Origin of the sequence: Streptomyces sp. NRRL S-350 (genome assembly GCF_000719705.1) — a bacterium.
In the GTDB taxonomy this organism is placed as follows: Bacteria; Actinomycetota; Actinomycetes; order Streptomycetales; family Streptomycetaceae; genus Kitasatospora.
Genome location: NZ_JOHO01000060.1, coordinates 20,675 through 42,649, shown reverse-complemented (window position 1 = coordinate 42,649; position 21,975 = coordinate 20,675). Strand labels below are relative to the sequence as shown.

Below are 21,975 nucleotides of genomic sequence, written 5' to 3'. Positions count from 1 at the left end.
GTGCGCACGGCCTTCGACGGTGATCGGTACGAGCTGCGGGGCGGCCGAGGGCCCGGTAGGTCCAGCCGGCGGCGCGCCAGGCGTCGGCGTCGAGGACGTTGCGGCCGTCGAGGAGACGGCGTTCGGCGACCACGGCGCCCAGCTCCGCCGGGTCCAGCTCGCGGAACTCGGCCCACTCGGTGAGGTGCAGTACGACGTGGGCGCCCTCGGCGGCCTCCAGGGCGGAGCCGGCGTAGGTGAGGGAGGGGAACATCTTGCGGGCGTTGTCCACGGCCTTCGGGTCGTAGACCGTGACCTGGGCGCCCTGCAACTGGATCTGGGCGGCGACGTTGAGCGCGGGGGAGTCCCGGATGTCGTCCGAGTTGGGCTTGAAGGCGGCGCCGAGGACGGCGACCCGGCGGCCCAGGAAGCCGCCGCCGCACTGCTCGCGGGCCAGCTCGACCATCCTGGAGCGGCGGCGCATGTTGATCGAGTCGACCTCGCGCAGGAAGGTCAGCGCCTGGTCCGCGCCGAGTTCGCCGGCCCGGGCCATGAACGCGCGGATGTCCTTGGGCAGGCAGCCGCCGCCGAAGCCGAGACCGGAGTTGAGGAACTTGCCGCCGATCCGCTCGTCGTAGGCGAGCGCCTTGCTGAGCTGGGTGACGTCCGCGCCCGCCGCCTCGCAGACCTCTGCCATCGCGTTGATGAAGGAGATCTTCGTGGCGAGGAAGGAGTTGGCGGCGGCCTTGACCAGTTCGGCGGTCGCGTAGTCGGTGACCATGAACGGCACGCCCGCCGCGATCGGCTCGGCGTACACCTCGCGCAGCAGCCGCTCCGACCGCTCGCTCTGGGCGCCGACCACGATCCGGTCCGGCCGCAGGGTGTCCTGGACGGCGAAGCCCTCCCGCAGGAACTCCGGGTTCCAGGCGAGTTCGGCGCCCTCGCCGACCGGCGCCAGCGCGGCCAGCCGCTCGGCCAGCCGCCCCGCCGAGCCGACCGGGACGGTCGACTTGCCGACCACCAGGACGGGCCTGGTCAGGTACGGCGCGAGGTCGTCGATCGCGGTGTCGACGTACGACATGTCGGCGGCGAACTCGCCCTTGCGCTGCGGGGTGTTGACGCAGACGAAGTGCACGTCGCCGAACTCGGCGGCCTCCTGCGCGGAGGTGGTGAAGCGCAGCCGCCCGGTGGAGCCCTCGTGGCCGGCCACGTGCTTGAGCAGCAGCTCGGACAGCCCCGGCTCGTACATCGGGACGCGGCCGGCGGTGAGCATGGCGATCTTGTCGGGGTCGATGTCCAGGCCCAGCACCTCGAAGCCGAATTCGGCCATCGCCGCGGCATGCGTGGCGCCGAGGTAGCCGGTGCCGATCACGGAGATGCGGAGGGTCACGGGTGCTCCCTGGATGCGGACTCGACCGGTACGGACGTCCCTGATGCTATCCGTCCCGTCCTGGCGTGCAGGGATCACCCGCGCGCGCGGGACTTCCGGGCGGTCGCAGGTCGGTACCCCAGGGCTGCTACCGAGCGGTAGCCGGCCCCGGGCCTGACGGGGGCCGACCGGTTCGCCGCGGTGGGGGTGAGGGATCCCTCGCGAGCCTCGCGGACCACGTGCACCTCGCGCACACTCGCGGACCTCGCGCGACCCGTCCCGACCTCAGGCCGCGACCTCCGCGGACGGGTGCCGTTTTGCCGCCCGGCGCCGAACGATCCTGGACGGATCCGCTCGCCCGGTGTCATAAATGATCGTCAACTGGCAAGCACCGCAAGACGATCACGGGAGACCACGGATCATGAGCAGCAGCACGCCCGAGCAGCAGCCCGCCGGCCGGGTCTGGCTGGTCACCGGCGCCAACTCCGGTTTCGGCCAGGCGATCACCGAGGCCGCCCTGGCGGCCGGCGACACCGTCGTCGCGGCCGCCCGCCGCCCCGAGGCGCTGGCGGAGTCGGCCGCCGCGCACCCGGAGCGGCTGTTCCCGGTCCGGCTGGACGTGACCGACCAGGAACGGGCGGCCACCGTGGTCGCCGAGGCCGTGCAGCGGCACGGGCGGATCGACGTCCTGGTGAACAACGCCGGGCGCGGCCTGATCGGCGCCGTCGAGGAGTACACCGACGGCGAGCTGAGGGACCTGATGGACCTGCACTTCTTCGGCCCGGCCGCACTGACCCGGGCCGTCCTGCCGCACATGCGGGCCCAGGGCTCGGGAGCGGTGGTGCAGATGAGCAGCATGGGCGGCCGGTTCTCCTTCCCCGGCGTGGGGGCCTACTCGGCCACCAAGTTCGCGCTGGAGGGGCTGTCCGAGGCGCTGGCCCAGGAGGTCGCCGGGTTCGGGATCAAGGTGCTGGTCGTCGAACCGGGCGCGTTCCGGACCGGGTTCGCGGGCGGCGGCGCACTCGCCCGGACCACCCCGATCGAGGCGTACGAGCCGGTGGTCGGCCCGGTCCGCACCGGCCTGCCGGACTCCGACGGCAAGCAGCCCGGCGACCCGGCGAAGGCCGCGGCGGCGATCCTGGCCGCCCTGGACGCCGAGCCGACCCCGCTGCGGCTCGCGCTCGGCAGCGACGCCGTGGACGCCGTCCTGGCCCACCTCGACGGCGCGCGACAGGAAGCCGAGGCCTGGGCGGAGGTCGGCCGCGGCACCGACTTCCCGGCCGGGGCCTGAGCGAGGGGCGCTCCCCGGGGCTGCGGGGCCGCCCCGCAGGCCCGGGGAAAACCGGGCGACGGCGGGCGGCGGCGCTTCGTAGGCTGCCCGTCATGCCATCCGAGCTCAGCCTGGCCGCCATCACCCCCGAGAACCTCGACGCCGCCCTCGCCCTGCGGGTGCGCCCCGACCAGGAGGGCCTGGTCGCGCCGGTGGTCAAGTCGCTGGCCGAGGCCTATGCGCACGGGGAGGCGGCCTGGCCCCGGCTGATCCTGGACGGCGAGCGGCCGGTCGGCTTCGTGATGGCCTTCTTCGACTTCCGCTTCCACCCCGGGCAGCCGGACGACCGCCCCCGCTCCGGCCTCTGGCGCCTGCTGGTCGACGCCGGGTGCCAGGGCGGCGGCTACGGCCGCTTCGCCGTCGAGCAGGTCTGCGCGGAGATCCGCCGCCGGGGCGGCACCCGCGCCACGGTCACCCACGTCCCGGGCCCGGACGGCCCGGCGGGGTTCTACGCCCGCCTCGGCTTCCGCCCGACCGGCGAGCTGAGCGGCGACCAGGCCGTGGCGGAGCTGGAGCTGTAGGCCCGGCGATCCGTGGGCCCGTGAGCCCGTGAGCCCGTGAGCCCGTGAGCCCTTACACCCGTGCGCCCGCAGGCCTGGCCCGGAGTCCGGGCCTCAGCCGATCAGCGCCGCCGCCTGCTCCCGCGCCTGGCGAAGCCACTCGGCGCGCTCGGCGGCGGAGGCGTCGGTGACCGTGCGGAACACCGTCCGCCGGACGTCGGTGACGCCGACGTACGGCAGCACGCAGGCCCCCCAGATCCGTTCCAGCGGGTCGTGGAACTCCTCGCGCTCCCGGGCCTCGGGGGTGTCCGAGGTGTTCAGCACCAGGGCGCGCCCGGCCCGTAGCAGCCCGGCCGGTTCGCCGTCGGCCGTGCCGAGCTTGTAGGCGACGCCGGGGACCAGCACCCGCTGCACCCAGCCGGCCAGGACGGCCGGCGGCATGCCCCACCAGTTGGGGTGGATCAGCACGAGCCCGTCCAGGGTGGCCACCTCGGCGCGGTGCAGGGCGAGTCGGAGGTCCGAGGACTGGTCCGCCGCGGCCACCGTGCCGGTCTCCTCGGTGGTCAGCATCGGGTCGAAGCCCTCCGCGTAGAGGTCGTGCGCCCGGACCTCGCAGCCGCGCCCCCGCAGTTCGTCCACCACGGCTTCGTACAGCGCGTGGTTGAAGCTGCCCGGTCGCGGATGCGCCAGGTAGACCCCGATCGTGCCGCTCATGGTCCGTCCCCCTTCGGCTCGTTGGCGTCGGCAATGCTAGTGAGGCGGGGTGGTCGGGGCGGGCGCCGGGTAGGGTGCCGGACCATGAGCGAGCCGGAATTCCTCACCGCCACCAGGGCGTTCTACGACGCCATCGCCACCGACTACACCGACCGTTTCCGGGACGCGATGGACAGCATGCCGACGGACCGGGCGATTCTCGCGCTCTTCGCCGACCTGGTCCGCGCCGAGCGCGCGGACGCCAGGACGGCCGAACTCGGTTGCGGCCCCGGCCGGGTGACGGGACACCTGCACCGGCTCGGCCTGGACGTGTGCGGGATCGACCTCTCGCCGCGGATGGTCGAGCTGGCCCGGGAGGCCTGCCCGGGGGTGCCGTTCAGCGTCGGTACGCTCTTCGACCTCCCCTTCCGGGACGGCGAGTTGACCGGCGCGGTGGCCTGGTACTCGATCATCCACACCCCGGCGGAGCGCCTTCCGGAGGTGTTCGCCGAGTTCGCGCGGGTGCTCGCCCCGGGCGGTTACCTGCTGCTCGCCTTCCAGGTCGGCGACGAGCCCCTGCGCCTGGACCAGCCCTTCGGCCACCCGGTCTCGCTGGACTTCCGCCGACTGCGGCCGGAGCGCGTCGAGGAGTTGGCCCGCGAGGCCGGCTTGCCGGTCACCAGCCGGACGGTCCGTGAGCCGGACGGCGAGGAGAAGACCCAGCAGGCCTACGTCCTGGCCCGCAAGCCGAAGGCCTAGGCGGCCTCGGGCGACGGCTGCTGCTGCGGCTGCCCGGAGGCGGTCGCGATCACCTCGTCCAGCACCTCGCGCGAGCGCAGCAGGTCGTCGATCATCCGGTCGATCCGCTCGCGCTCGGCGGTGAGTTCCTCGACCAGCAGGGGGGTCGCGACCTCGTTCGGGCTACCGTCGGAGTCCCGCATGCAGGGGAGGAGCCGGTGGATCGTGCGGCTGTGCAGTCCGGCCGCGAACAGTTCCTGGATGTGCACGACGCGGTCGACCGCCGCTTCCGGGTACTCCCGGTGGCCGCCCTGGGTGCGGCGGGCGACGAGCAGTCCCTGCTGCTCGTAGTAGCGCAGCGAGCGCTCGCTCACGCCCGTCCGCCGGGCCAGTTCGCCGATCCGCATGCCGTCCACCCCGTCCTCCCGATCCGGCCCGTCCCTGCTGCCCTGGCCTCGGACCTGGCACCGATGTTAGCTTCCGGGGTTCCGGCCGGAGGGTGAACGGGGACGCCGCCGACACAGCGGCCCCGGGCCCGGCCGCCCGGGGGGCGACGCGCGGGGCCCTGCCGCACATGCCATGATCCCTGCATGGCTTCCAACGTTTTCTTCGACATCACGATCAACGACGAGCCGGCCGGCCGGATCGTCTTCAAGCTGTACGACGACGTCGTCCCGAAGACCGCCCGCAACTTCCGCGAGCTGGCCACCGGCCAGAACGGCTTCGGCTACGAGGGCTCCGGCTTCCACCGCGTGATCCCGTCCTTCATGCTGCAGGGCGGTGACTTCACCAACCACAACGGCACCGGCGGCAAGAGCATCTACGGCGAGAAGTTCGCGGACGAGAACTTCCAGCTCAAGCACGACCGCCCGGGCCTGCTCTCGATGGCGAACGCCGGCCGCAACACCAACGGCTCGCAGTTCTTCATCACCACGATCGTCACCGACTGGCTGGACGGCAAGCACGTCGTCTTCGGCGAGGTCGTCGAGGGCATGGACGTGGTGAAGAAGGTCGAGTCGCTCGGCTCGCAGAGCGGCCGCACCTCGGCCAAGATCAGCATCGCCAAGTCCGGCGTGGTGGAGTAGTCGCTCCTGCCCGCGGCACGCGTACCGCCCCGGAGCGGAGAGTCGGCCCGGCCGACCTCCCACTCCGGGGCGGCGGTGTTCCCGGCGACGGGTCCTAAGCCGAAGGTCCGATGGCCGGGCGCCCCCGGCCCGGATGGAATGGGCGGATGGACCACGACACGGCGTACGAGGGCCGCGACACGGTGTACGAGGGCCGCGACACGGCGTACGAGGGCCTGACGCCCGCCGCGCGGGCGGCGTACCTGGCACGCATCGGGGTGCCGGATCCCGGCGAACCCTCGGCGCTGGCGTTGGCGCGGCTGCAGCAGGCGCACCTGCGGACCGTCCCCTTCGAGAACCTGAGCGTCCACCTCGGCGAGCCCGTCGTCCTGGACCCGGCGGCCCTGGTGGCGAAGCTGGTGGACCGGCGGCGCGGCGGCTTCTGCTACGAACTGAACGGCGCCTTCGCCGAGTTGCTGCGCTCCCTGGGCTACCGGGTGAGCCTGCTGGCCGGCCGCGTCTTCGACGGGGAGTGCCCCGGGCCGCCGTTCGACCACCTCGCGCTGCGGGTCGACCTGGACGAGCCCTGGCTGGTCGACGTCGGTTTCGGCCGGTTCAGCCGGCTCCCGCTGCGCCTGGACGCCCGCGGCCCCCAGCCCGACCCGGACGGCACCTTCACCGTCGTCCCGTACGGCCCGCACGGAGAGCTGGACGTCCTGCTGGACGGCGCCCCGCAGTACCGCCTCGACCCGAGGCCGTACCCGCTCGCCGACTTCGCCCCGACCTGCTGGTGGCAGAGCACGTCGCCGGACTCGCACTTCACCCGCTCCACCACCTGCTCCCTGCCCACCGCGGACGGCGGCCGGATCACGCTCGCCGGAAACCGGCTCATCGGCACCGCCCCCGACGGCACCCGCACCGAGCGGCAGCTCACCGACGCCGAGGCACCGGCCGCGTACCGCGAGCACTTCGGCATCACGCTCGACCGGCTGCCCGGCCAGGTCACGGGAGCGGCGGCACCGCCGGAGGCCGGAACAGCCGGAGGCCGGGACGGCCGAAGGGCAGGGTAGCCGGGCCGGCTGCCGCCCGGGCCGGAACCGCGCATTCCCCCCGCCCCTGAACGGCCCCGCCCTAGGCTCTCCACGGACGCGGCCGAAGCCGCGGTCCGACTCGACTTTCCGGCAAGGTGGTTCACCGATGATCGAGCAGAGCGCCGACGACGGCGAGGTGACGTACGAGCAGGTGACGGTGGTCTCCCTGGACTCCTGCGAGCCGGTCGGCCCGGCGCGGTTCGCGGTCCGCGTCGTCCGCGAGGGCATGACCGTCAAGCGGGTGGCGGGCTACTGGGTGCGCTGGGACGAGCGGTGGGGCGGGGAGGAGGTCCGCCACCACGCCCGCTGGGTGGGCGACGAGGAGTACGTCCGGCCGGGCACCGGCAGTCTGGACGGCACGCTCGCCGTGACGGTCGCCGCCTCCTGGGGGGACGGCGTCCGCGCCTTCTCCCGCCGTCTGAGCACGGAGACCGTGGTGACCTTCCGCCCCGGCGAGACCGAGCACGAACTGGTGCTGGAGCAGCCCGCCCCGCACCGCCCGGCCGCCCTGTCGGTGCAGCTGGCGCACGCTCGCTGGCTGGGTGGCGAGCGGCAGCCGATCCACTACGGCTACTCGGGCGCCACCGAGGCCGGGGGCGACGAGGGGGAGTGGCTGGTCCGCTTCCCGGAGTGCGGCACGGGCCTGCTGCCGTCCGCCGGCCAGGCCGACGCAGGACAGCCCTGATCCCCGGGGCCCTGATGCCGGGGTCCTGACCCGGCGGCCCTGACGCCGGGGGCCCTGCTCCGGAGGCCCAACGCCGACGGGCCCGGCAGCTCGCGGGCGGCCGGCACCTCCGGGCCGTGGAGCGCGACCGACCGCCTCCTGGACCGGGCGGCCCAGGAGGCGGGTGGCGGTCACTTGGTGTCGGGCACCGCGGTGTCGTTCTTGAAGGCGTCGAAGAGCTGCTTGGACTTGGTGGCGTCCCACAGCACCGCGGATTCGCCGGTCTTGGTCCGGTAGTCCGGGTTGCCGATCGGGACGGTCAGGGACTTGCCGTTGCCGCCGTTGACGTCCTTCATGGCGAGGAAGAGCGAGCCGAGGTCGGTCAGTCCGCAGTCGTCGTCCACGATCAGGGTGCCGAGCGCGGAGTCGACCAGCGGGTAGAAGGTGAACGGGTTGAGCACGTTGCCCGGGGAGGCGGCCTGGTGGGCGAGGGCGCCGAGGAACTTCTGCTGGTTGCGCATCCGGCCGAGGTCCTGGTCGGCCATCTGGTGGCGTTGGCGGACGAAGGCCAGGGCCTGCTTGCCGGTGAGGACCTGGTCGCCGGCCTGGAGGTCGAGGCCGGAGTCCTTGTCCTTGACGGGCTGGTCGATCTTCATCTCGACGCCGCCGATGGAGTCGACGATGCCGACGAAGCCGGCGAAGCCGATCTCGGCGTAGTGGTCGATGCGGATGCCGGTGTTGAGTTCGACGGTCTGGGCGAGCAGGCGTCCGCCGCCGGCGCCGAAGGCCGAGTTGATCTTCGCGGTGGTGCCCTTGACCGGCTTGCCGTTGCTGCCGGCGTGCTCGGGGATCGGCACCCAGGAGTCGCGCGGGATGCTCATCAGGGTGTTCCCGTTGTCCCCGATGTGCAGGATCATCATCGAGTCGCTGCGCTTGCCCTCGGTGTCGTGCCCGGTGTGCAGGTCGTCCTGCTCGGAGTCGGTGAGGCCCTGGCGGCTGTCGGAGCCGACGATCAGCCAGTTGGTGCCCTTGCCCGCGGCTGGGCGGCCGGGGTAGTCGGCGAGCACGTTCTCGTGGTTGAGCTTGGAGTCCGCCCAGAACCAGGTGGAGACGGCGGTCACCATGACGGCGATCAGCAGCCCGAAGACCGACCACTTGACGATCCGCCGCGGGGGCCAGCTCTTGGCCTGCGGCGCGGTCGACCAGGCGCCGCCCGGCCCCCCGGGACCGCCCGGACCGCCCTGGCCCCCGGAGTCACCGAAACCGCCGGGGCCGCCAGGGCCGCCGGGGCCCCCGGCCCCGCCAGGGCGGATGCCGGGCGCGCCGGCCCCCTGCGGGGGGACGCCACCGAGCCGGGACGGGCCCGGCTGCCCCGGCTGCTGCGGCGTGGCCGCCCCGGCCCCACGAGGGTTCAGCGAGGCCGGCAGCGGCGGCTCGGCCGCCGCGCCGCCTCCGCCGCTGCCGCCGTACGGGTTCCCGCCGCCCCCCGGGCGGCCTTCCTGCCACGTGTTCATGCCGTCGAGGATGCCCGACCCCGGTCGTGCTGACTCCCCCCGGGGGCCCCACCAGGCCTCTTGTAGCCGTTTTGATGCACGCACCGGATCGTTCCGCCGTAACGTCCCGACACTCCGCGTTCCGGCTGCCGAAACGTTTCTTGACCGGCTCGAACACAGCGTGTTTGCATTCCGGGCATGGACCGGAGTCGGGCACTCACGCGTCGGCGGCACGTCGACCTGCGCAGCGGTGTGGCCTGTTCGCTCTGTCGCGGCTGACGCACGCCCCTCGGAGCCCGCACGTCCCGTGGACGCAGCGCCCCCCGTCGGGCCCCGGCAACCCACCGCAGCGCCTCCCCCGCTGCGCAGCGCCGCCCCGCTTCCAGCCAGAGGTGAACCCATGGCCGTCGTCCTGTCCGTTTCCGGCTCCCCGTCCCCCACCTCCCGCACCACCCGCCTGCTGCGCCACGTCGACGCGCTGCTGGCGGAGCGCGGCCACCACGTCGTGCCCCTCGAGGCCCGCAGCCTGCCCGCGCACGCGCTGCTGTCGGGCGACTTCGACCACCCCGGGATCGTCGCCGCCACCGAGCTGTTCGCCCGCGCCGACGGCGTGGTCATCGGCACCCCCGTCTACAAGGCCGCCTACTCGGGCCTGTTGAAGGCCCTGCTGGACGTCCTTCCGCAGTACGCCCTCGCGGGCAAGGTCGTCCTGCCGCTGGCCACCGGCGGCTCGCCCGCGCACGTCCTCGCGGTGGACTACGCGCTGCGCCCGGTGCTCAGCTCGATGGGCGCCGGCCACATCACCCAGGGCTGGTTCGTGCTCGACCGTGACGTGGCCGCCCGGGAGGACGGGACGACGGTGCTGGAGCGCGGGACGGAAACCCTGCTGTCCCCGGTCGTGGAGGGCTTCGCCACCGCGCTGGAGCGGGTGTCCGCACCGGCGCTGACCGGCTGAGCGAACGGCGCCGCGGCCCGTACGGGGCGTCCCCGAGGCGGGCCGCGGCCACCCCTAGGGGAAGACGCCCCGCACCCCGTACGACCCTGGTTGAGCGGCTTCATTCCGGCGGATGACGAGCCGTCCGCCGGCCGCTCCTAACGTGGTTCACACATCCCCGCCCGCCAGGAAGCGGCCCGGTTCCGTCGGGTCCGGTGGCCACGTCCACCGGGAGGGTGGAGCCGACTCCCGGTCGAGGACCGCCTCCTGCGCCATGCGGCGGGGCGGGCGGTCCCGCGAGGCCGGGGGCGACGGGTGAGTGCATCTTCCTTAGGAGACTCCAGTGACGACGGCAGCAGCAGCCGTGTACGACCCCCAGCTTCCCGGCGGAGCCTCCGCCGTCGCCGCTTCGGCCCGTCAGGTCACCAAGGCGTACGGCTCGGGCGAGACCAGGGTCACCGCGCTCGACGCGGTCGACGTCGACATCCAGCGCGGCCGGTTCACCGCGATCATGGGCCCCTCGGGCTCCGGCAAGTCCACCCTGATGCACTGCCTGGCCGGGCTCGACACGGTCAGCGCCGGACGCATCCGGATCGGCGACACCGAGATCACCGGCCTCAAGGACAAGCAGCTGACCAGACTGCGCCGGGACAAGATCGGGTTCATCTTCCAGGCGTTCAACCTGCTGCCGACCCTGAACGCGCTGGAGAACATCACGCTGCCGATGGACATCGCGGGCCGCAAGCCCGACCAGGCCTGGCTGGACCAGGTGGTGGAGACCGTCGGCCTGGCCGGCCGGCTCAAGCACCGCCCGACCCAGCTCTCCGGCGGCCAGCAGCAGCGCGTCGCGGTGGCCCGGGCGCTGGCCGCCCGCCCCGAGATCATCTTCGGCGACGAGCCCACCGGGAACCTGGACTCCCGGGCCGGCGCCGAGGTGCTGACCTTCCTGCGCCGCTCGGTGGACGAACTGGGCCAGACCATGGTGATGGTGACCCACGACCCGGTCGCTGCCGGCTACGCGGACCGCGTGCTCTTCCTCGCCGACGGCGTGATCGTCGACGAGATGCACGCCCCCACCGCCGACTCCGTCCTCGAACGCATGCGCCGTTTCGACGGCAAGCGGACCAGCTGAGCGACGGGACCACGCGACCATGCTGCTCAAGACCTCACTGCGGAGCTTCTTCGCCCACAAGGGCCGGATGGTGCTCTCGCTCGTCGCCGTCGTGCTGTCGGTGGCCTTCGTCTCCGGCACCCTGGTGTTCTCCGACACCGCCACCGGCACCTTCGACAGACTCTTCGCCGCGACCGCCTCCGACGTCTCGGTCCAGCCGCCCAAGCCGGCCGAGGACGAGGAGCAGCAGGCCGCCGTCAAGCCGCCGACCGTCCCGGTCGCGCTCGCCGACCGGGTCGCCGCCGTGCCGGGCGTGAAGAAGGCCGTCGGCCAGGTCATGGTCGGCAACGCGATCCTGGTCGACCCGGCGACCAACAAGCTGGTCGGCCCCACCAGCGGCGCCCCCACCCTGCTCGGCAACTGGACCGACACCCCGCGCAGCCCGGTCGCCATCACCTCCGGCCACGCGCCGCAGGACTCCGGCGAACTGGTGCTGGACGCGGACACCGCGAAGAAGGCCAAGCTCGGCCTCGGCGCCAGGATCCGGGTCGAGAACTCCGCCGGCAGGCACGACTTCACCGTCGCCGGCATCGCCACCTTCACCACCACCAACCCGGGCGCGGCGCTCGGCTTCCTGGACACCGCCACCGCCCAGCAGCTGCTGCTCGGCGAGCCCGCCTACACCTCGATCGAGGCGTTCGGCGACGGCAGCCGCAGCAACGACCGGCTCAAGGCCGAGGCGGTGGCCGCGGTCGGCGGCGGCTACCAGGTCAAGACCGCGGCCGAGCAGAAGGCCGAGAACACCAAGCAGATCGGCAGCGGCCTGGACTTCATGAAGTACGCGATGCTCGGCTTCGCCTTCGTCTCGGCGATCGTCGGCGGCTTCCTGATCATCAACACCTTCTCCATGCTGGTGGCCCAGCGCACCCGGGAGATCGGCCTGCTGCGCGCCATCGGCGGCAGCCGCCGGCAGGTCAACGGCTCGGTGCTGGCCGAGGCGCTGATCCTGGGCGTGCTCGGCTCGACCCTCGGGGTCGCCGCCGGGCTGGGCGTCGCGGTCGGCCTGATCAGACTGATGAACGCGATCGGCATGGACCTCAAGGCGGCCGACCTGCGGATCGGGCCGGACGTGTTCGTCGCCGGCTACGCGCTCGGCATCGTGGTCACCCTGGTCGCGGCGTGGTTCCCGGCCCGCCGGGCGAGCCGGATCTCGCCGATGGCCGCCCTGCGCGACCACGGCACCCCGGCCGAAGGCCGCGCCAACCTGGTCCGTACGGCCGTCGGCGTGCTGCTGACGGCGGCCGGCGGCGCCCTGCTGGTGCTCGGCGCCCGGTCGCAGAAGGCGGCCACCGGCGGCGAGTACCTGGGGCTGGGCGTGGTGCTCACCCTGGTCGGCTTCGTGGTGCTCGGCCCGCTGCTGGCCTCGGCCGTCGTCCGGGTGCTCGGCGCGGTGCTGCCGGCGGCGTTCGGCCCGTCCGGCAAGCTCGCCCAGCGCAACGCGATGCGCAACCCCCGCCGTACCGGCGCCACCGCTGCCGCGCTGATGATCGGCCTGGCACTGGTGATCGCCTCCGCGGTGTTCAGCTCCTCCGCGGTCACCTCGGCCGGTTCGCAGATCGACAGGTCGGTGGGCGTGGACTACATCGTCGACGGCGGCCGCACCGACGTGACCCCGGAGGTGCTGGACATCGTGCGCCGGACCCCGGGCATCGACCACGTCACCGTCCAGCGGGGCTTCCCGGGCGCCAAGGTCGGGACGGCGGACGGGCAGGCGGCGAAGACGCGCCTGGTCGCCGTGCCGCCCGCCTTCTTCGGCACCGACTTCCGGCCGACCGTCGACTCCGGCGCGGTGGACTCGGTCGGGCACGGTTCGCTGGCGATCGGCGCGGCCTTCGCCAAGGACCACGGCCTGAAGACCGGCGACCGAGTCACCGTCGACTACGGCAGGGGCCGCACCCAGGTGCTGCCGGTCGGCGCGGTCCTCGCCAAGGGCGGGCTGTTCGGCGACGCCTCCTTCGTCGGCATGGACACCATGGCTGCGGCGGTCCCCGCCGCCGAGCAGCCGCCGGTGTGGACGTTCTTCGCGAAGGCCTCCTCCGGCACCGACGTCGCCAAGACGCTCAGCGCCCTCCAGGACGGGCTCAAGGAGTACCCGCAGCTGACCATCAAGGACCAGGCCGGCTACAAGGAACTGGTGCGGTCCCAGATCGACACGCTGCTCTACCTGATCTACGGCCTGGTCGCCCTGTCGATCACGGTCGCCGTGCTGGGCGTGGTCAACACGCTGGCGCTGTCGGTGGTCGAGCGGACCCGGGAGATCGGCCTGCTGCGGGCGATCGGGCTCTCCCGCCGCCAGCTGCGCCGGATGGTCCGGCTGGAGTCCGTGGTGATCGCGGTGTTCGGCGCCGTCCTCGGCACCGGTCTGGGCCTCGCCTGGGGCGTCACCGCCCAGGGGGTCCTGCGGGACCAGGGCCTCGGGACGCTCTCCGTCCCCACCACCACGATCGCGGTCACCCTGGTCTCCTCGGTGGTGATCGGCCTGGTCGCCGCCCTCGTCCCGGCCTTCCGGGCCGGACGGATGAACGTCCTCGGGGCCATCGCGACGGACTGACCCGGCGCCGGGGGGCGTCGGGCCGGGAGACCGGGGGAGCAGGGGGCCGGGTGCGCACAGCACCCGGCCCCCCCTGCGGCGTCACGTGCCCGGTCCGGTCCGGTCCGGTCCGGCCGGCACCCGGTGACCTGGTGAACCGGCTCGCCCTGCCCGGAGCCGCGGTGGTCACGGTGGCCCGCGACGCACTCCGAATCCACCCCGGACCGACACCGGATCCACCCGAGCCGGGCCCGCCCCGCCGGGGGAGGCCGGTGTTCTTGATCACAGAGCCGCCGACGAGCCCCGAGGTGCACTCCGGCGCCCGGACCGGGACGAGACGGAGGCACGTCCGCACCGGTACGGTTGGCCCCGATGAACACCAAGGCTGCTGAGGAGCTGCCGGCTGTTTCCGTGATCATGCCGGTGCTCAATGAGGAACGTCACCTGCGCACGGCGGTCCGCCGCATCCTGGACCAGGAATACCCCGGCCCGATGGAGGTGGTGATCGCCCTCGGCCCGTCGACCGACCGCACCGACGAGATCGCGGCCGAACTGACGGCCGAGGACCCGCGGGTGCGGACGGTGGGCAACCCCACCGGCCGGACGCCCGCCGGGCTGAACGCCGCGATCCGGGGTTCCCGCCACCCGATAGTGGTGCGCGTGGACGGCCACGGCCTGCTGACCCCCGGCTACATCGTGACGGCGGTCCGGCTGCTCGGCGAGATGGAGGCGGCCAACGTCGGCGGCATCATGCACGCCGAGGGCGAGACCGAGTGGGAGCACGCGGTCGCCGCCGCGATGACCTCCAAGATCGGCGTCGGCAACGCGGCCTTCCACACCGGCGGCCTGGCCGGACCGGCGGACACCGTCTACCTCGGGGTCTTCCGGCGGGAGGTGCTGGAGAAGCTCGGCGGCTACAACGAGGAGTTCATCCGCGCCCAGGACTGGGAGCTCAACTACCGGATCCGCCAGGACGGCGGCCTGGTCTGGTTCACCCCCCAGCTCAAGGTGACGTACCGGCCCCGGCCCTCGGTGCGGGCGCTGGCCAAGCAGTACAAGGACTACGGCCGCTGGCGCCGGGTGGTCACCCGCTACCACCGGGGCTCGGTCAACCTGCGCTACCTCGCCCCGCCGACGGCCCTGCTGGCGGTCACCCTCGGGCTGGTGCTCGGCGCCGCCGTCCACCCGGCCTTCCTCGCCGTGCCCGCCGCCTACCTGCTGGGCATCGTCGGCGGTGCCGTCTCCGAGGGCCGCGGCCTGTCGTTCAAGGCGCGGGCGATGCTGCCGGTGGCGTTCGCGACCATGCACCTCAGCTGGGGCTTCGGCTTCCTCACCTCGCCGCGCTCGCTGGCGCGCAGGGTGATCGGCAGCATCGGCCCGTCCTCGAAGGACGTGCTCTCGAAGGCCGGCTGACGCGCGGGGCCGTGCTCCCGGAGCCGGCCCGCCGCGCCCGCCCGCCCGCTGTCGTCGGCGCGCATCGGGACGGCCGAGGGGGACGGCCACCGGCGGTCCCCGGACCGGCGGGCGGTACCGCGAGGCGGACGGAACCCCGGTATCGCGGTGGTCACTTGGCGCAGACGTCGGTGTCGTCCGCCTGCACCCGCTGGAGGTCCTCGGGTGCCTCCGTCGGCGCCGCCGCCGGGGCGGTGGGCGCAGCCAGGACGTCCTTGCCGAGCACCAGCAGCAGCCCGCCCTTCGGGTCCGTCCTCGCGCCCGGCCGGACGGCGCCGCCCGGCAGCGCGAGGGCGGCGGCCAGCGCGTCGGCCGCGGCCTCCTGCCCGGCCGGGTAGGACACCGTGGTGGCCGCCGCGACCGGTGCGTCGCTGCCGACCGCGGCCAGGGCGAAGCCCTTCGCCTTGAGCTTGTCCACGGTCGGCCCGGACTGCCCGCGCCTGCCGCTGCCGTTGCGCACCGTCACCTGGACGCCCTTGGCGTCCACCGCCGGGGTGGTGGCGCCGGGGGTGGCCGGGGCAGGTGCGGCCGGGGCGGGGGTGGCCGCGGCGGAGCCCTCGGGCGCGGGCGGGGTGGCCGTCCCGGTCAGCGAGCGGTCGCCCGCGATCATCGCGAACAGCTGCCCGGCGTCCGGCTGCTTGAGCACGAGCCGGTTGACGTCCTTGGGGTCGTCCAGGACGGGCACGGTGGTGAAGGTGATGTTCTTGGTGTCCACCTTGCTGATGTCCAGTGCGAGGTCCTTGAGCTTGTCCACGCTGCCGATGCCGGAGTCCACGGTGAGCGCCTTGGTGGCCGCGTCCGCGAGCTTGTAGAGCTTGGTCGGGCTGGTCAGGGTGTCGTCGCTCTTGATCTTGCGGATCATCGAGCTGATGAACTGCTGCTGCAGCGGGATCCGGGTGAGGTCACCGCCCTGCCCGACGGCGTGCCGGGTACGGACGAAGGCCAGCGCCTCCTCACCCTGGACGACGTGCCGGCCCTTGGTCATCTTGAGGTGGGAGCCCTCGTCGTCGATGTTCTTGGCCGCGCAGACCTCGACGCCGCCGACCGCGGAGGAGAGGGTCTTCACCGCCTCGAAGTTGACCTGCACGAAGTGGTCGACCCGGATCCCCGTGGCCTTCTCGAGGGTCTTCCAGGTGCAGCCCGCGTCGCGCCCGTCCTGGCCGAGGCTGTTGTTGAACATGTCCCGCGACGAGCCCGGGATCTTCTTCCCCTGGGGAGTCTGGCACTCCGGGATCGGCACCATCAGGTCCCGCGGGAGGCTGACCACCGTCGCGTTGGACCGGTCCTTGGCGATGTGGAAGAGCAGCGTGGTGTCGGCGTGCCCGGCACTGCCCTCGTCGCCGTACTCGCGCCCGAGGCCCTCCCGGCTGTCGGTGCCGATCACCAGGACGTTCAGCGCGTCCCCGGCGGCCCGGGGGCGTTGTGCCTCGTCGCCCAGCTGGACCTTGACGGAGGTCAGGTTGTCGTTGAAGTGCCGGTACAGGTAGTACGCCCCGCCGCAGCCCGCGACCATGACCAGGGCACCGGTCCCGGCCGTCCACTTGAGCACCCGTCGGCGCCGGTGCCGTTTGGCGAGGGCGGCCGCCCGGCGGCGGGTCTCCCCGCGGCCTTCCCCGCGGGTCTCCCCGCGGCCCTCCCCGCGGCCCTCCCCGGCCGGGGCCCCGGCTGCCTCGGCGGCCCGGCGGCCGTGCTGTCGCGGGACACCCGGAGCCGACTCCACCCGGGACCGGCCGGTTTCCGGTTGCTCCTCGTGCACGGGGATCCCCTGCCTTCGACCGTCACGGATCCGGCCCACCCGTACTGACGGGCCGATCCGGACACAGTAAACGAGCCGAACGGAGTAATCGTGCCGGGTGTGACATCTGCCATGTCCGGACAAAGCGCAGGCAAATTCCGTTGAATGGCGTTCATTGTCGCAAGCCCCCACGCCGATCTGCGGCGCGGTCCGGGCGGCTTCGTGCGGCTTCGTGCGGCCTCGGTGCGCCCCGTGCGGCGTCGTGCGGCCCCGTGCGGCCCGCTCAGTGCTGCGCGCAGGCGTCCACGTCGGCGGTGCGTCCCTCGAAGGTGGGCGAGCCGCCCGCCGAGGGTGACGCCGCCGCGATCGCCGCCTCGGCCGACCCGGCACCCGGGCCCGCACCCGCGTCGCCCGGGCCCGCCCCCGCGCTCGGCGAGGGCGCCGATCCGGGCGGTCGGACCGCGACCGCCCGGTCGTCCCGCAGCGCCGTGAACAGCTGGGTGGTCTGCGGCTGCACGAACTCGTCCCGGTCCGAGTCGTAGCGGTAGGGGCGGCGCGGCGCGGTCAGCAGGACCACGTCCGCCGCGGGGACGCCGCGCAGGTCCTGGGTGAGGTCGTACAGCGCGCCGAGCGAGGACAGCCCGCCGTCCGCCCGGACGGACGAGGTCGCCGCGTTCAGCACCGGCCACAGCCGGGTCGGGTTCAGCAGCACCCCCTGCGATTCCACCTTGCGGACCAGCGCGGCCAGGAACTGCTGCTGACGGCCCATCCGCTGGGTGTCGCTGCCGTCGCCCAGGGTCTCCCTGGCCCGGACGTAGCCGAGCGCCTGCTCGCCGTGCAGGGTCTGCCGGCCGGCGGCCAGGTCCAGCTTGGCGTCCTTGTCGTGGACGGGCTGGGGCACGCACACCTCGACCCCGCCGATCGCGTCCACCATCGTCTTGAACCCGCTGAAGTCGAGGATCACGTAGTGGTCGATCCGGATCCCGCTCAGCTGCTCGACGGTGCGGATCGAGCAGGCCGGGCCGCCCGTCTCGAAGGCGGCGTTGAACTGCTCCAGTCCCGGTTTGCTGCGGGTGCCGTCCGGCTTCTCGCAAGCGGGGACGGTGACCATGACGTCCCGCGGGACGGAGACCGCCGTCGCGTGCCGGCGGTCGGCCGACAGGTGCAGCAGGATCGTGGTGTCGGAGCGCTGGGTGCCCGCCTCGCCGCCGTAGGAGCCGTTCGCGCCCGAGCGGTCGTCGCTGCCGATCAGCAGGATGTTCTCGGCGCCCTTCGCACCGGCGGTACGGCTGGGCCGGTCGGCCTCCAGCTTGGCGAGCAGCCGGTCGGTGGCCGAGTCGGTCCGGATGTTGCCGTCCAGCTTGCGGTAGGCGATCCAGAGCAGCGCCCCCGACGCGACCAGCAGGAACGCGACGGCGCCGGCGGTGATCATCAGCCACCGCCGGCGCCGGTGCGGGCGTCCGGGCTCGTTCGGGGGAACGTCCTTCGGGGGACGGTTCGTCGGAGGAACTTCGGTCGGGGGGTGCTCGGTGTCGTCCTCGGCCATGGCGGGGATCCCTACCCGCCGGGCCCGGGCCGGGGGTTACCCGAGGCGCAGTGTCACCCGTTCGGACTCGACCCGCTTCTCCCACTGCCCGGCGTCCAGCCCCTGCGAGTTGCGGCACAGCACCACCGAGGCGCCGGCCGCCAGCGGCGCCAGCAGGCCGGCCTCCAGGCCCGCCCAGTCGTCGTACGAGAGGGCGGACATCACCCGGTCCCCGGGCTTCAGGCCGAGGCGGACGGCCCCCTCCCGGGCCAGCGCGACGGTCTGCTCGCCCGTCAGCTTCAGCGGCAGCCCGTCCACCGCGGTCTCCAGCGCCTGCCCGTCCGGGGCGACGGGGGAGTACGGCGCGAAGCGGTCGCCCTGGCCGGGCACCTCGGCGGCGTAGTCGAGGAAGCCGTCGGGGCGTTGCGGGAAGCGGCCGCCGAGCGGGCGCAGGGCGAGCGCGACCCGCTCGCCCTCGCACGCCTGGGCGGCCGCCAGCCCGTCCGGGCCGCTGACCACCAGGTCGGCGGCGGCCGGGTCGCCGCCCGGCACCGCCGTCACCCCGACCGACCAGCAGGCGAGCAGCCAGACGGCGCTCTGCCAGTGGGCGGGCAGCAGCAGCGCCGCGCGGTCGCCCGGGCCGGCGTTCAGCTCGTCCTGCAGGAGGTTGGCGGTCTTGGCCACCCAGTTGTCGAAGGTCCGGGCGGACAGCTCCACCCGTTCGCCGGTGGCGTCGTCGTAGAAGGTGACCAGCGGGGCCGCGGGATCGACCGAAGGGGTGCCGCCGCGCAGGAATGCGTGCAGCAGCTCGACGGGGGTGCGGGCATCGGCAGCGAAAGGCGCAGTCATGGTGCGCCCCAGCCTACGGCCTTCGGGTGGCAGGTCGGGAGGGGCGGCCGAACGGGTGCGGGGCGGCGTGGCGAGCGGTCCGGTTTGCGGCGACGATCCGGTTTATGCGCTTCTCACTACCGGCCGCGCTGCTCGCCGGCTGCACCGCTGTCCTGCTCCTCCAACCCGCCTCCGTCGCCGCCGTGGCGACCGCGGCCTCCGCCGCCGACCCCCCGGGCTCGGAGCGCCGCGACTTCGCCGGCGGCGGCTCGACCACCTCGATCCCGCTCGTCGCGGGCCACCTCGCCACCGGCTCCGGCCCGGGCCTCGCCGCGCGCGGCACCCGGCCGTTCGAGCTCCTGGGCCTCGGCTGGGACGGCCCGCCCGACGCGCTCGCCGGCGCCGTCGCCCGGGTCCGGACCCGGGACGCCGCCACCGGCCGCTGGGGTGCCTGGCACCTGCTGGAGACCGGCGGCGAGGACGGCCCCGACCACGCTCCGCACGGCGCCACCGCACCCCTGTGGACCGGCCGCAGCGACGGCGTCGCGGTCGACGTCCGGCCCGGCCCGGCCGGACCGCCGCCCGGACTGCGGCTCCACCTCGTCGACCCCGGCCGGGGCGTCGCCGCACCGGCCGACCGGACCCGGCCCGCCGAACCCGCCCGGCCCGCCGACGGCAACCAGGCCCCGCGCCCGGCCATCGTCACCCGGGCCGGCTGGGGAGCCGACGAGTCGCTGCGCGACCAGTCCTTCGAGTACACCGGCCCGGTCCGCGTGGTCTTCGTCCACCACACCGCCACCGCCACCGACTACGCCTGCGGCGACGCCCCCCAGGTGATCCGGGCGATCTACCAGTACCACGTCAAGACCAGCGGCTGGCGCGACATCGGCTACAACTTCCTGGTCGACCGCTGCGGCACGATCTACGAGGGCCGCGCGGGCGGCGTCGACCTGCCCGTCCACGGCGCCCACACCCTCGGCTTCAACACCGACTCCTCCGGCGTCGCGGCGATCGGCACCTTCGTCAACGACCAGCCGCCCCAGCCCCTCCTCGACGGCCTCGCCGCCATCGCCGCCTGGAAGCTCGGCCTCACCGGCCAGCCCGCGGACGGCCGCACCAAGCTCACCTCCGGCTCGGACGCCAGCCGCTACCCCAAGGGCACCGTCGTCGACTTCGACGCGGTCTCCGGCCACCGCGACGGCTTCAACACCGAATGCCCCGGCAACGCCCTCTACGCCCGGCTCCCCGACCTCCGCGCGGCGGCCACCCGGCTCCAGAACTCCTGACGCCCGCTCCCCGCGCCCTCCCCGGGGCGCGGGGACCCACGTGCGGGGGCCGGCGGGCCCGGCCGGCGCCCTGCCCCGGCTCACCCCACGACCAGACCCCGCTCCGCCAGCCCCCGCAGCTCCTCCGTCAGCGCCGCCCCCAGGTCCGGCCGGAGGTCGAAGCGAGCCGGGGTGCTCTGCAGCAGCGCGACCCGCCACCCCGCCCCGGCGTTCACCGCGATCACCGTCTGCACCGCGTTGAGCCCCGGGTCCGGCTCCCGCGCGCCGTCCGGCACCATCCCGGCGACGGCCTCCAGCTGCGCCGCCCCCGCGCCCAGCGCCCGCACCCGCCGCACCGCGGCCACGTACCGGGGCGTCGCGTGGTCCACGAAGATCCGCCCCAGCTCGGCGGCGATCGCCGACCGCCCCCGGTGCCCGGTGCCGTCGAAGCCGATCACCTCCCCGTCGGTCGCGAACGGCCCGGCGAAGGCCGACCCGTCCCGCCGGTTCCACCCCTCCAGCACCCGGTGGTACAGCCCCCGCACCGCGATCTCGTCCTCGGAGGACAGCTCCGGCAGCCGCGTATCGTTCATATCCCCATGGTCGGTGACAGCAGCGAAGGAGGCGACGGCAGTGACGGGCGGGACGAACGGGACGAGCGGCAGCGGCTCGGTACGGCGCTGGCGGCCGGACTTCCCGCTGGACACGGCCCGGACCCTGCTGCCGCTGCGCCGCGGCCCCGCCGATCCGGCGTACCGCACCACCGGTGACGGCGCCGTCTGGCGCGCCTCCCGCACGCCTGCGGGCATCGGCACCCTGCGGGTGCTGCCGCGCCCCGGTGCGGGCGAGGTCGAGGCGACGGCCTGGGGCCCGGGCGCGGACTGGCTGCTCGACCGCCTCCCCGCGCTGCTGGGCGCGGAGGACGAGCCGCAGGCGCTGGTGCTGCCGCCCGGCCCGCTGCGGGACGCCCAGCGCCGTACCGCCGGGGTGCGGCTGGTCCGGACCGGCCTGGTGCTGGAGTCCCTGGTCCCGGCGGTCCTGGAGCAGAAGGTCACCACCGACGAGGCCTACCGGGCGTGGCGCATCCTGCTGCGGGACTTCGGCACCCCGGCGCCGGGCCCCGCCGAGGGGCTGCGGGTGGCGCCGTCGGCCCGCGAGTGGGCGCTGATACCGAGCTGGGAGTGGCACCGGGCGGGCGTGGACCCCAAGCGTTCGGCCACCGTCCTGCGGGCCGTCCGGCTGGCGCCGCGGCTGGAGGAGGCCTCGGCGATGGGCCACGAGGAGGCGTTCGACCGCCTCACCGCCGTCCCGGGCATCGGCGTCTGGACGGCGGCCGAGACCCTTCAGCGCAGCAACGGCGACCCGGACGCGGTCTCGGTCGGCGACTTCCACCTGCCCAACCTGGTCGGCTGGGCCCTGGCCGGCCGCCCCCGCAGCGACGACGCCCAGATGCTCGCCCTGCTGGAGCCCTACCGCCCGCACCGCCACCGGATCTGCCGTCTCCTGCTGGCCACCGCCGGCCACGCCCCCCGCTACGGCCCCCGCCTCACCCCCAACGACCACCGCCACCGCTGACCGCGAACGGACCCGGACGGACCCGGACCCGCGCACGCC

20 protein-coding genes are annotated in these 21,975 nt (G+C 74.1%); 12 read left to right on the top strand and 8 right to left on the bottom strand.

Going from position 1 to position 21,975, the window contains the following annotated elements; genetic code table 11:
- On the bottom strand, positions 1-1,369 hold a 1,369-nt coding region (locus tag IF30_RS0133480), incomplete at its 3' end, for a UDP-glucose dehydrogenase family protein (protein ID WP_063752894.1).
- A 400-nt stretch (positions 1,370-1,769) separates the two neighbouring features.
- Between IF30_RS0133480 and IF30_RS0133475 the strand changes: the two genes are divergently transcribed.
- Both IF30_RS0133475 and IF30_RS0133470 read left to right on the top strand, forming a co-directional pair.
- Positions 1,770-2,639, top strand: a complete 870-nt coding sequence (locus IF30_RS0133475; protein WP_030245544.1) for an oxidoreductase — start codon at positions 1,770-1,772, stop codon at positions 2,637-2,639.
- A 92-nt stretch (positions 2,640-2,731) separates the two neighbouring features.
- Positions 2,732-3,199, top strand: a complete 468-nt coding sequence (locus tag IF30_RS0133470) for a GNAT family N-acetyltransferase (RefSeq protein ID WP_030245542.1) — start codon at positions 2,732-2,734, stop codon at positions 3,197-3,199.
- A gap of 93 nt (positions 3,200-3,292) precedes the next feature.
- On the opposite strand, the gene IF30_RS0133465 is transcribed toward IF30_RS0133470, so the two are convergent.
- Entirely contained in the window at positions 3,293-3,892 is a 600-nt protein-coding gene (locus IF30_RS0133465) for an NAD(P)H-dependent oxidoreductase (RefSeq protein ID WP_030245540.1), read from the bottom strand.
- A gap of 84 nt (positions 3,893-3,976) precedes the next feature.
- On the opposite strand from IF30_RS0133465, the gene IF30_RS0133460 reads away from it, so the two are divergent.
- Complete coding sequence (locus tag IF30_RS0133460) at positions 3,977-4,630, top strand: class I SAM-dependent DNA methyltransferase (protein ID WP_030245538.1); 654 nt, start codon at positions 3,977-3,979, stop codon at positions 4,628-4,630.
- On the opposite strand, the gene IF30_RS0133455 is transcribed toward IF30_RS0133460, so the two are convergent.
- Positions 4,627-5,016: a MerR family transcriptional regulator gene (locus tag IF30_RS0133455; protein WP_030245536.1), complete on the bottom strand. Its 390-nt coding sequence runs from the start codon at positions 5,014-5,016 to the stop codon at positions 4,627-4,629. The genes IF30_RS0133460 and IF30_RS0133455 overlap by 4 nt on opposite strands.
- 183 nt (positions 5,017-5,199) lie before the next feature.
- Between IF30_RS0133455 and IF30_RS0133450 the strand changes: the two genes are divergently transcribed.
- From IF30_RS0133450 to IF30_RS0133440, 3 genes are all read left to right on the top strand, one after another.
- The gene (locus tag IF30_RS0133450) at positions 5,200-5,694 is read left to right on the top strand and encodes a peptidylprolyl isomerase (protein WP_030245535.1); all 495 of its coding nucleotides are present in this window, start codon (positions 5,200-5,202) and stop codon (positions 5,692-5,694) included.
- A 146-nt stretch (positions 5,695-5,840) separates the two neighbouring features.
- Positions 5,841-6,743 (top strand): arylamine N-acetyltransferase family protein, encoded by a 903-nt coding sequence (locus tag IF30_RS0133445; protein ID WP_078891900.1) that lies wholly within the window; start codon positions 5,841-5,843, stop codon positions 6,741-6,743.
- Positions 6,744-6,870: 127 nt separating this feature from the next.
- Positions 6,871-7,449 (top strand): hypothetical protein, encoded by a 579-nt coding sequence (locus IF30_RS0133440; protein ID WP_030245531.1) that lies wholly within the window; start codon positions 6,871-6,873, stop codon positions 7,447-7,449.
- Positions 7,450-7,619: 170 nt separating this feature from the next.
- Here the strand turns inward: IF30_RS0133440 and IF30_RS0133435 are convergent, their stop codons facing one another.
- A complete protein-coding gene (locus IF30_RS0133435; RefSeq protein ID WP_030245528.1) occupies positions 7,620-8,942 on the bottom strand; it encodes an LCP family protein in 1,323 nt (440 codons plus the stop codon).
- A gap of 379 nt (positions 8,943-9,321) precedes the next feature.
- On the opposite strand from IF30_RS0133435, the gene ssuE reads away from it, so the two are divergent.
- From ssuE to IF30_RS0133415, 4 genes are all read left to right on the top strand, one after another.
- Complete coding sequence (gene ssuE, locus IF30_RS0133430; RefSeq protein WP_030245526.1) at positions 9,322-9,876, top strand: NADPH-dependent FMN reductase; 555 nt, start codon at positions 9,322-9,324, stop codon at positions 9,874-9,876.
- A 322-nt stretch (positions 9,877-10,198) separates the two neighbouring features.
- Positions 10,199-10,987 (top strand): ABC transporter ATP-binding protein, encoded by a 789-nt coding sequence (locus IF30_RS0133425; protein WP_078891899.1) that lies wholly within the window; start codon positions 10,199-10,201, stop codon positions 10,985-10,987.
- A 19-nt stretch (positions 10,988-11,006) separates the two neighbouring features.
- Positions 11,007-13,577, top strand: coding sequence for an ABC transporter permease (locus IF30_RS0133420; protein WP_030245523.1), 2,571 nt, complete (start codon positions 11,007-11,009; stop codon positions 13,575-13,577).
- Between the two features lie 351 nt (positions 13,578-13,928).
- A complete protein-coding gene (locus IF30_RS0133415) occupies positions 13,929-14,969 on the top strand; it encodes a glycosyltransferase family 2 protein (protein WP_030245521.1) in 1,041 nt (346 codons plus the stop codon).
- 151 nt (positions 14,970-15,120) lie between these two features.
- On the opposite strand, the gene IF30_RS0133410 is transcribed toward IF30_RS0133415, so the two are convergent.
- From IF30_RS0133410 to IF30_RS0133400, 3 genes are all read right to left on the bottom strand, one after another.
- Positions 15,121-16,764, bottom strand: a complete 1,644-nt coding sequence (locus IF30_RS0133410; protein ID WP_234322936.1) for an LCP family protein — start codon at positions 16,762-16,764, stop codon at positions 15,121-15,123.
- Between the two features lie 262 nt (positions 16,765-17,026).
- Positions 17,027-18,175: an LCP family protein gene (locus tag IF30_RS0133405; RefSeq protein WP_234322935.1), complete on the bottom strand. Its 1,149-nt coding sequence runs from the start codon at positions 18,173-18,175 to the stop codon at positions 17,027-17,029.
- A gap of 150 nt (positions 18,176-18,325) precedes the next feature.
- Positions 18,326-19,117, bottom strand: a complete 792-nt coding sequence (locus IF30_RS0133400; protein ID WP_030245515.1) for a TIGR03089 family protein — start codon at positions 19,115-19,117, stop codon at positions 18,326-18,328.
- A gap of 104 nt (positions 19,118-19,221) precedes the next feature.
- Between IF30_RS0133400 and IF30_RS0133395 the strand changes: the two genes are divergently transcribed.
- Positions 19,222-20,382 (top strand): peptidoglycan recognition protein, encoded by a 1,161-nt coding sequence (locus IF30_RS0133395; RefSeq protein WP_030245513.1) that lies wholly within the window; start codon positions 19,222-19,224, stop codon positions 20,380-20,382.
- An 80-nt stretch (positions 20,383-20,462) separates the two neighbouring features.
- Here the strand turns inward: IF30_RS0133395 and IF30_RS0133390 are convergent, their stop codons facing one another.
- Positions 20,463-20,954 (bottom strand): SgcJ/EcaC family oxidoreductase, encoded by a 492-nt coding sequence (locus IF30_RS0133390; RefSeq protein ID WP_051711751.1) that lies wholly within the window; start codon positions 20,952-20,954, stop codon positions 20,463-20,465.
- Between the two features lie 40 nt (positions 20,955-20,994).
- On the opposite strand from IF30_RS0133390, the gene IF30_RS0133385 reads away from it, so the two are divergent.
- Entirely contained in the window at positions 20,995-21,936 is a 942-nt protein-coding gene (locus IF30_RS0133385) for a DNA-3-methyladenine glycosylase family protein (RefSeq protein ID WP_078891898.1), read from the top strand.
- Positions 21,937-21,975: the final 39 nt, after the last annotated feature.

Bases quoted from the DNA above. Each gene is read 5' to 3' on its own strand.
- IF30_RS0133475 (WP_030245544.1), top strand. From the start codon at position 1,770: ATGAGCAGCAGCACGCCCGAGCAGCAGCCCGCCGGCCGGGTCTGGCTG.
- IF30_RS0133470 (WP_030245542.1), top strand. From the start codon at position 2,732: ATGCCATCCGAGCTCAGCCTGGCCGCCATCACCCCCGAGAACCTCGAC.
- IF30_RS0133465 (WP_030245540.1), bottom strand. From the start codon at position 3,892: ATGAGCGGCACGATCGGGGTCTACCTGGCGCATCCGCGACCGGGCAGC.
- IF30_RS0133460 (WP_030245538.1), top strand. From the start codon at position 3,977: ATGAGCGAGCCGGAATTCCTCACCGCCACCAGGGCGTTCTACGACGCC.
- IF30_RS0133455 (WP_030245536.1), bottom strand. From the start codon at position 5,016: ATGCGGATCGGCGAACTGGCCCGGCGGACGGGCGTGAGCGAGCGCTCG.
- IF30_RS0133450 (WP_030245535.1), top strand. From the start codon at position 5,200: ATGGCTTCCAACGTTTTCTTCGACATCACGATCAACGACGAGCCGGCC.
- IF30_RS0133445 (WP_078891900.1), top strand. From the start codon at position 5,841: ATGGACCACGACACGGCGTACGAGGGCCGCGACACGGTGTACGAGGGC.
- IF30_RS0133440 (WP_030245531.1), top strand. From the start codon at position 6,871: ATGATCGAGCAGAGCGCCGACGACGGCGAGGTGACGTACGAGCAGGTG.
- IF30_RS0133435 (WP_030245528.1), bottom strand. From the start codon at position 8,942: ATGAACACGTGGCAGGAAGGCCGCCCGGGGGGCGGCGGGAACCCGTAC.
- ssuE (WP_030245526.1), top strand. From the start codon at position 9,322: ATGGCCGTCGTCCTGTCCGTTTCCGGCTCCCCGTCCCCCACCTCCCGC.
- IF30_RS0133420 (WP_030245523.1), top strand. From the start codon at position 11,007: ATGCTGCTCAAGACCTCACTGCGGAGCTTCTTCGCCCACAAGGGCCGG.
- IF30_RS0133415 (WP_030245521.1), top strand. From the start codon at position 13,929: ATGAACACCAAGGCTGCTGAGGAGCTGCCGGCTGTTTCCGTGATCATG.
- IF30_RS0133405 (WP_234322935.1), bottom strand. From the start codon at position 18,175: ATGATCACCGCCGGCGCCGTCGCGTTCCTGCTGGTCGCGTCGGGGGCG.
- IF30_RS0133400 (WP_030245515.1), bottom strand. From the start codon at position 19,117: ATGACTGCGCCTTTCGCTGCCGATGCCCGCACCCCCGTCGAGCTGCTG.
- IF30_RS0133395 (WP_030245513.1), top strand. From the start codon at position 19,222: ATGCGCTTCTCACTACCGGCCGCGCTGCTCGCCGGCTGCACCGCTGTC.
- IF30_RS0133390 (WP_051711751.1), bottom strand. From the start codon at position 20,954: ATGAACGATACGCGGCTGCCGGAGCTGTCCTCCGAGGACGAGATCGCG.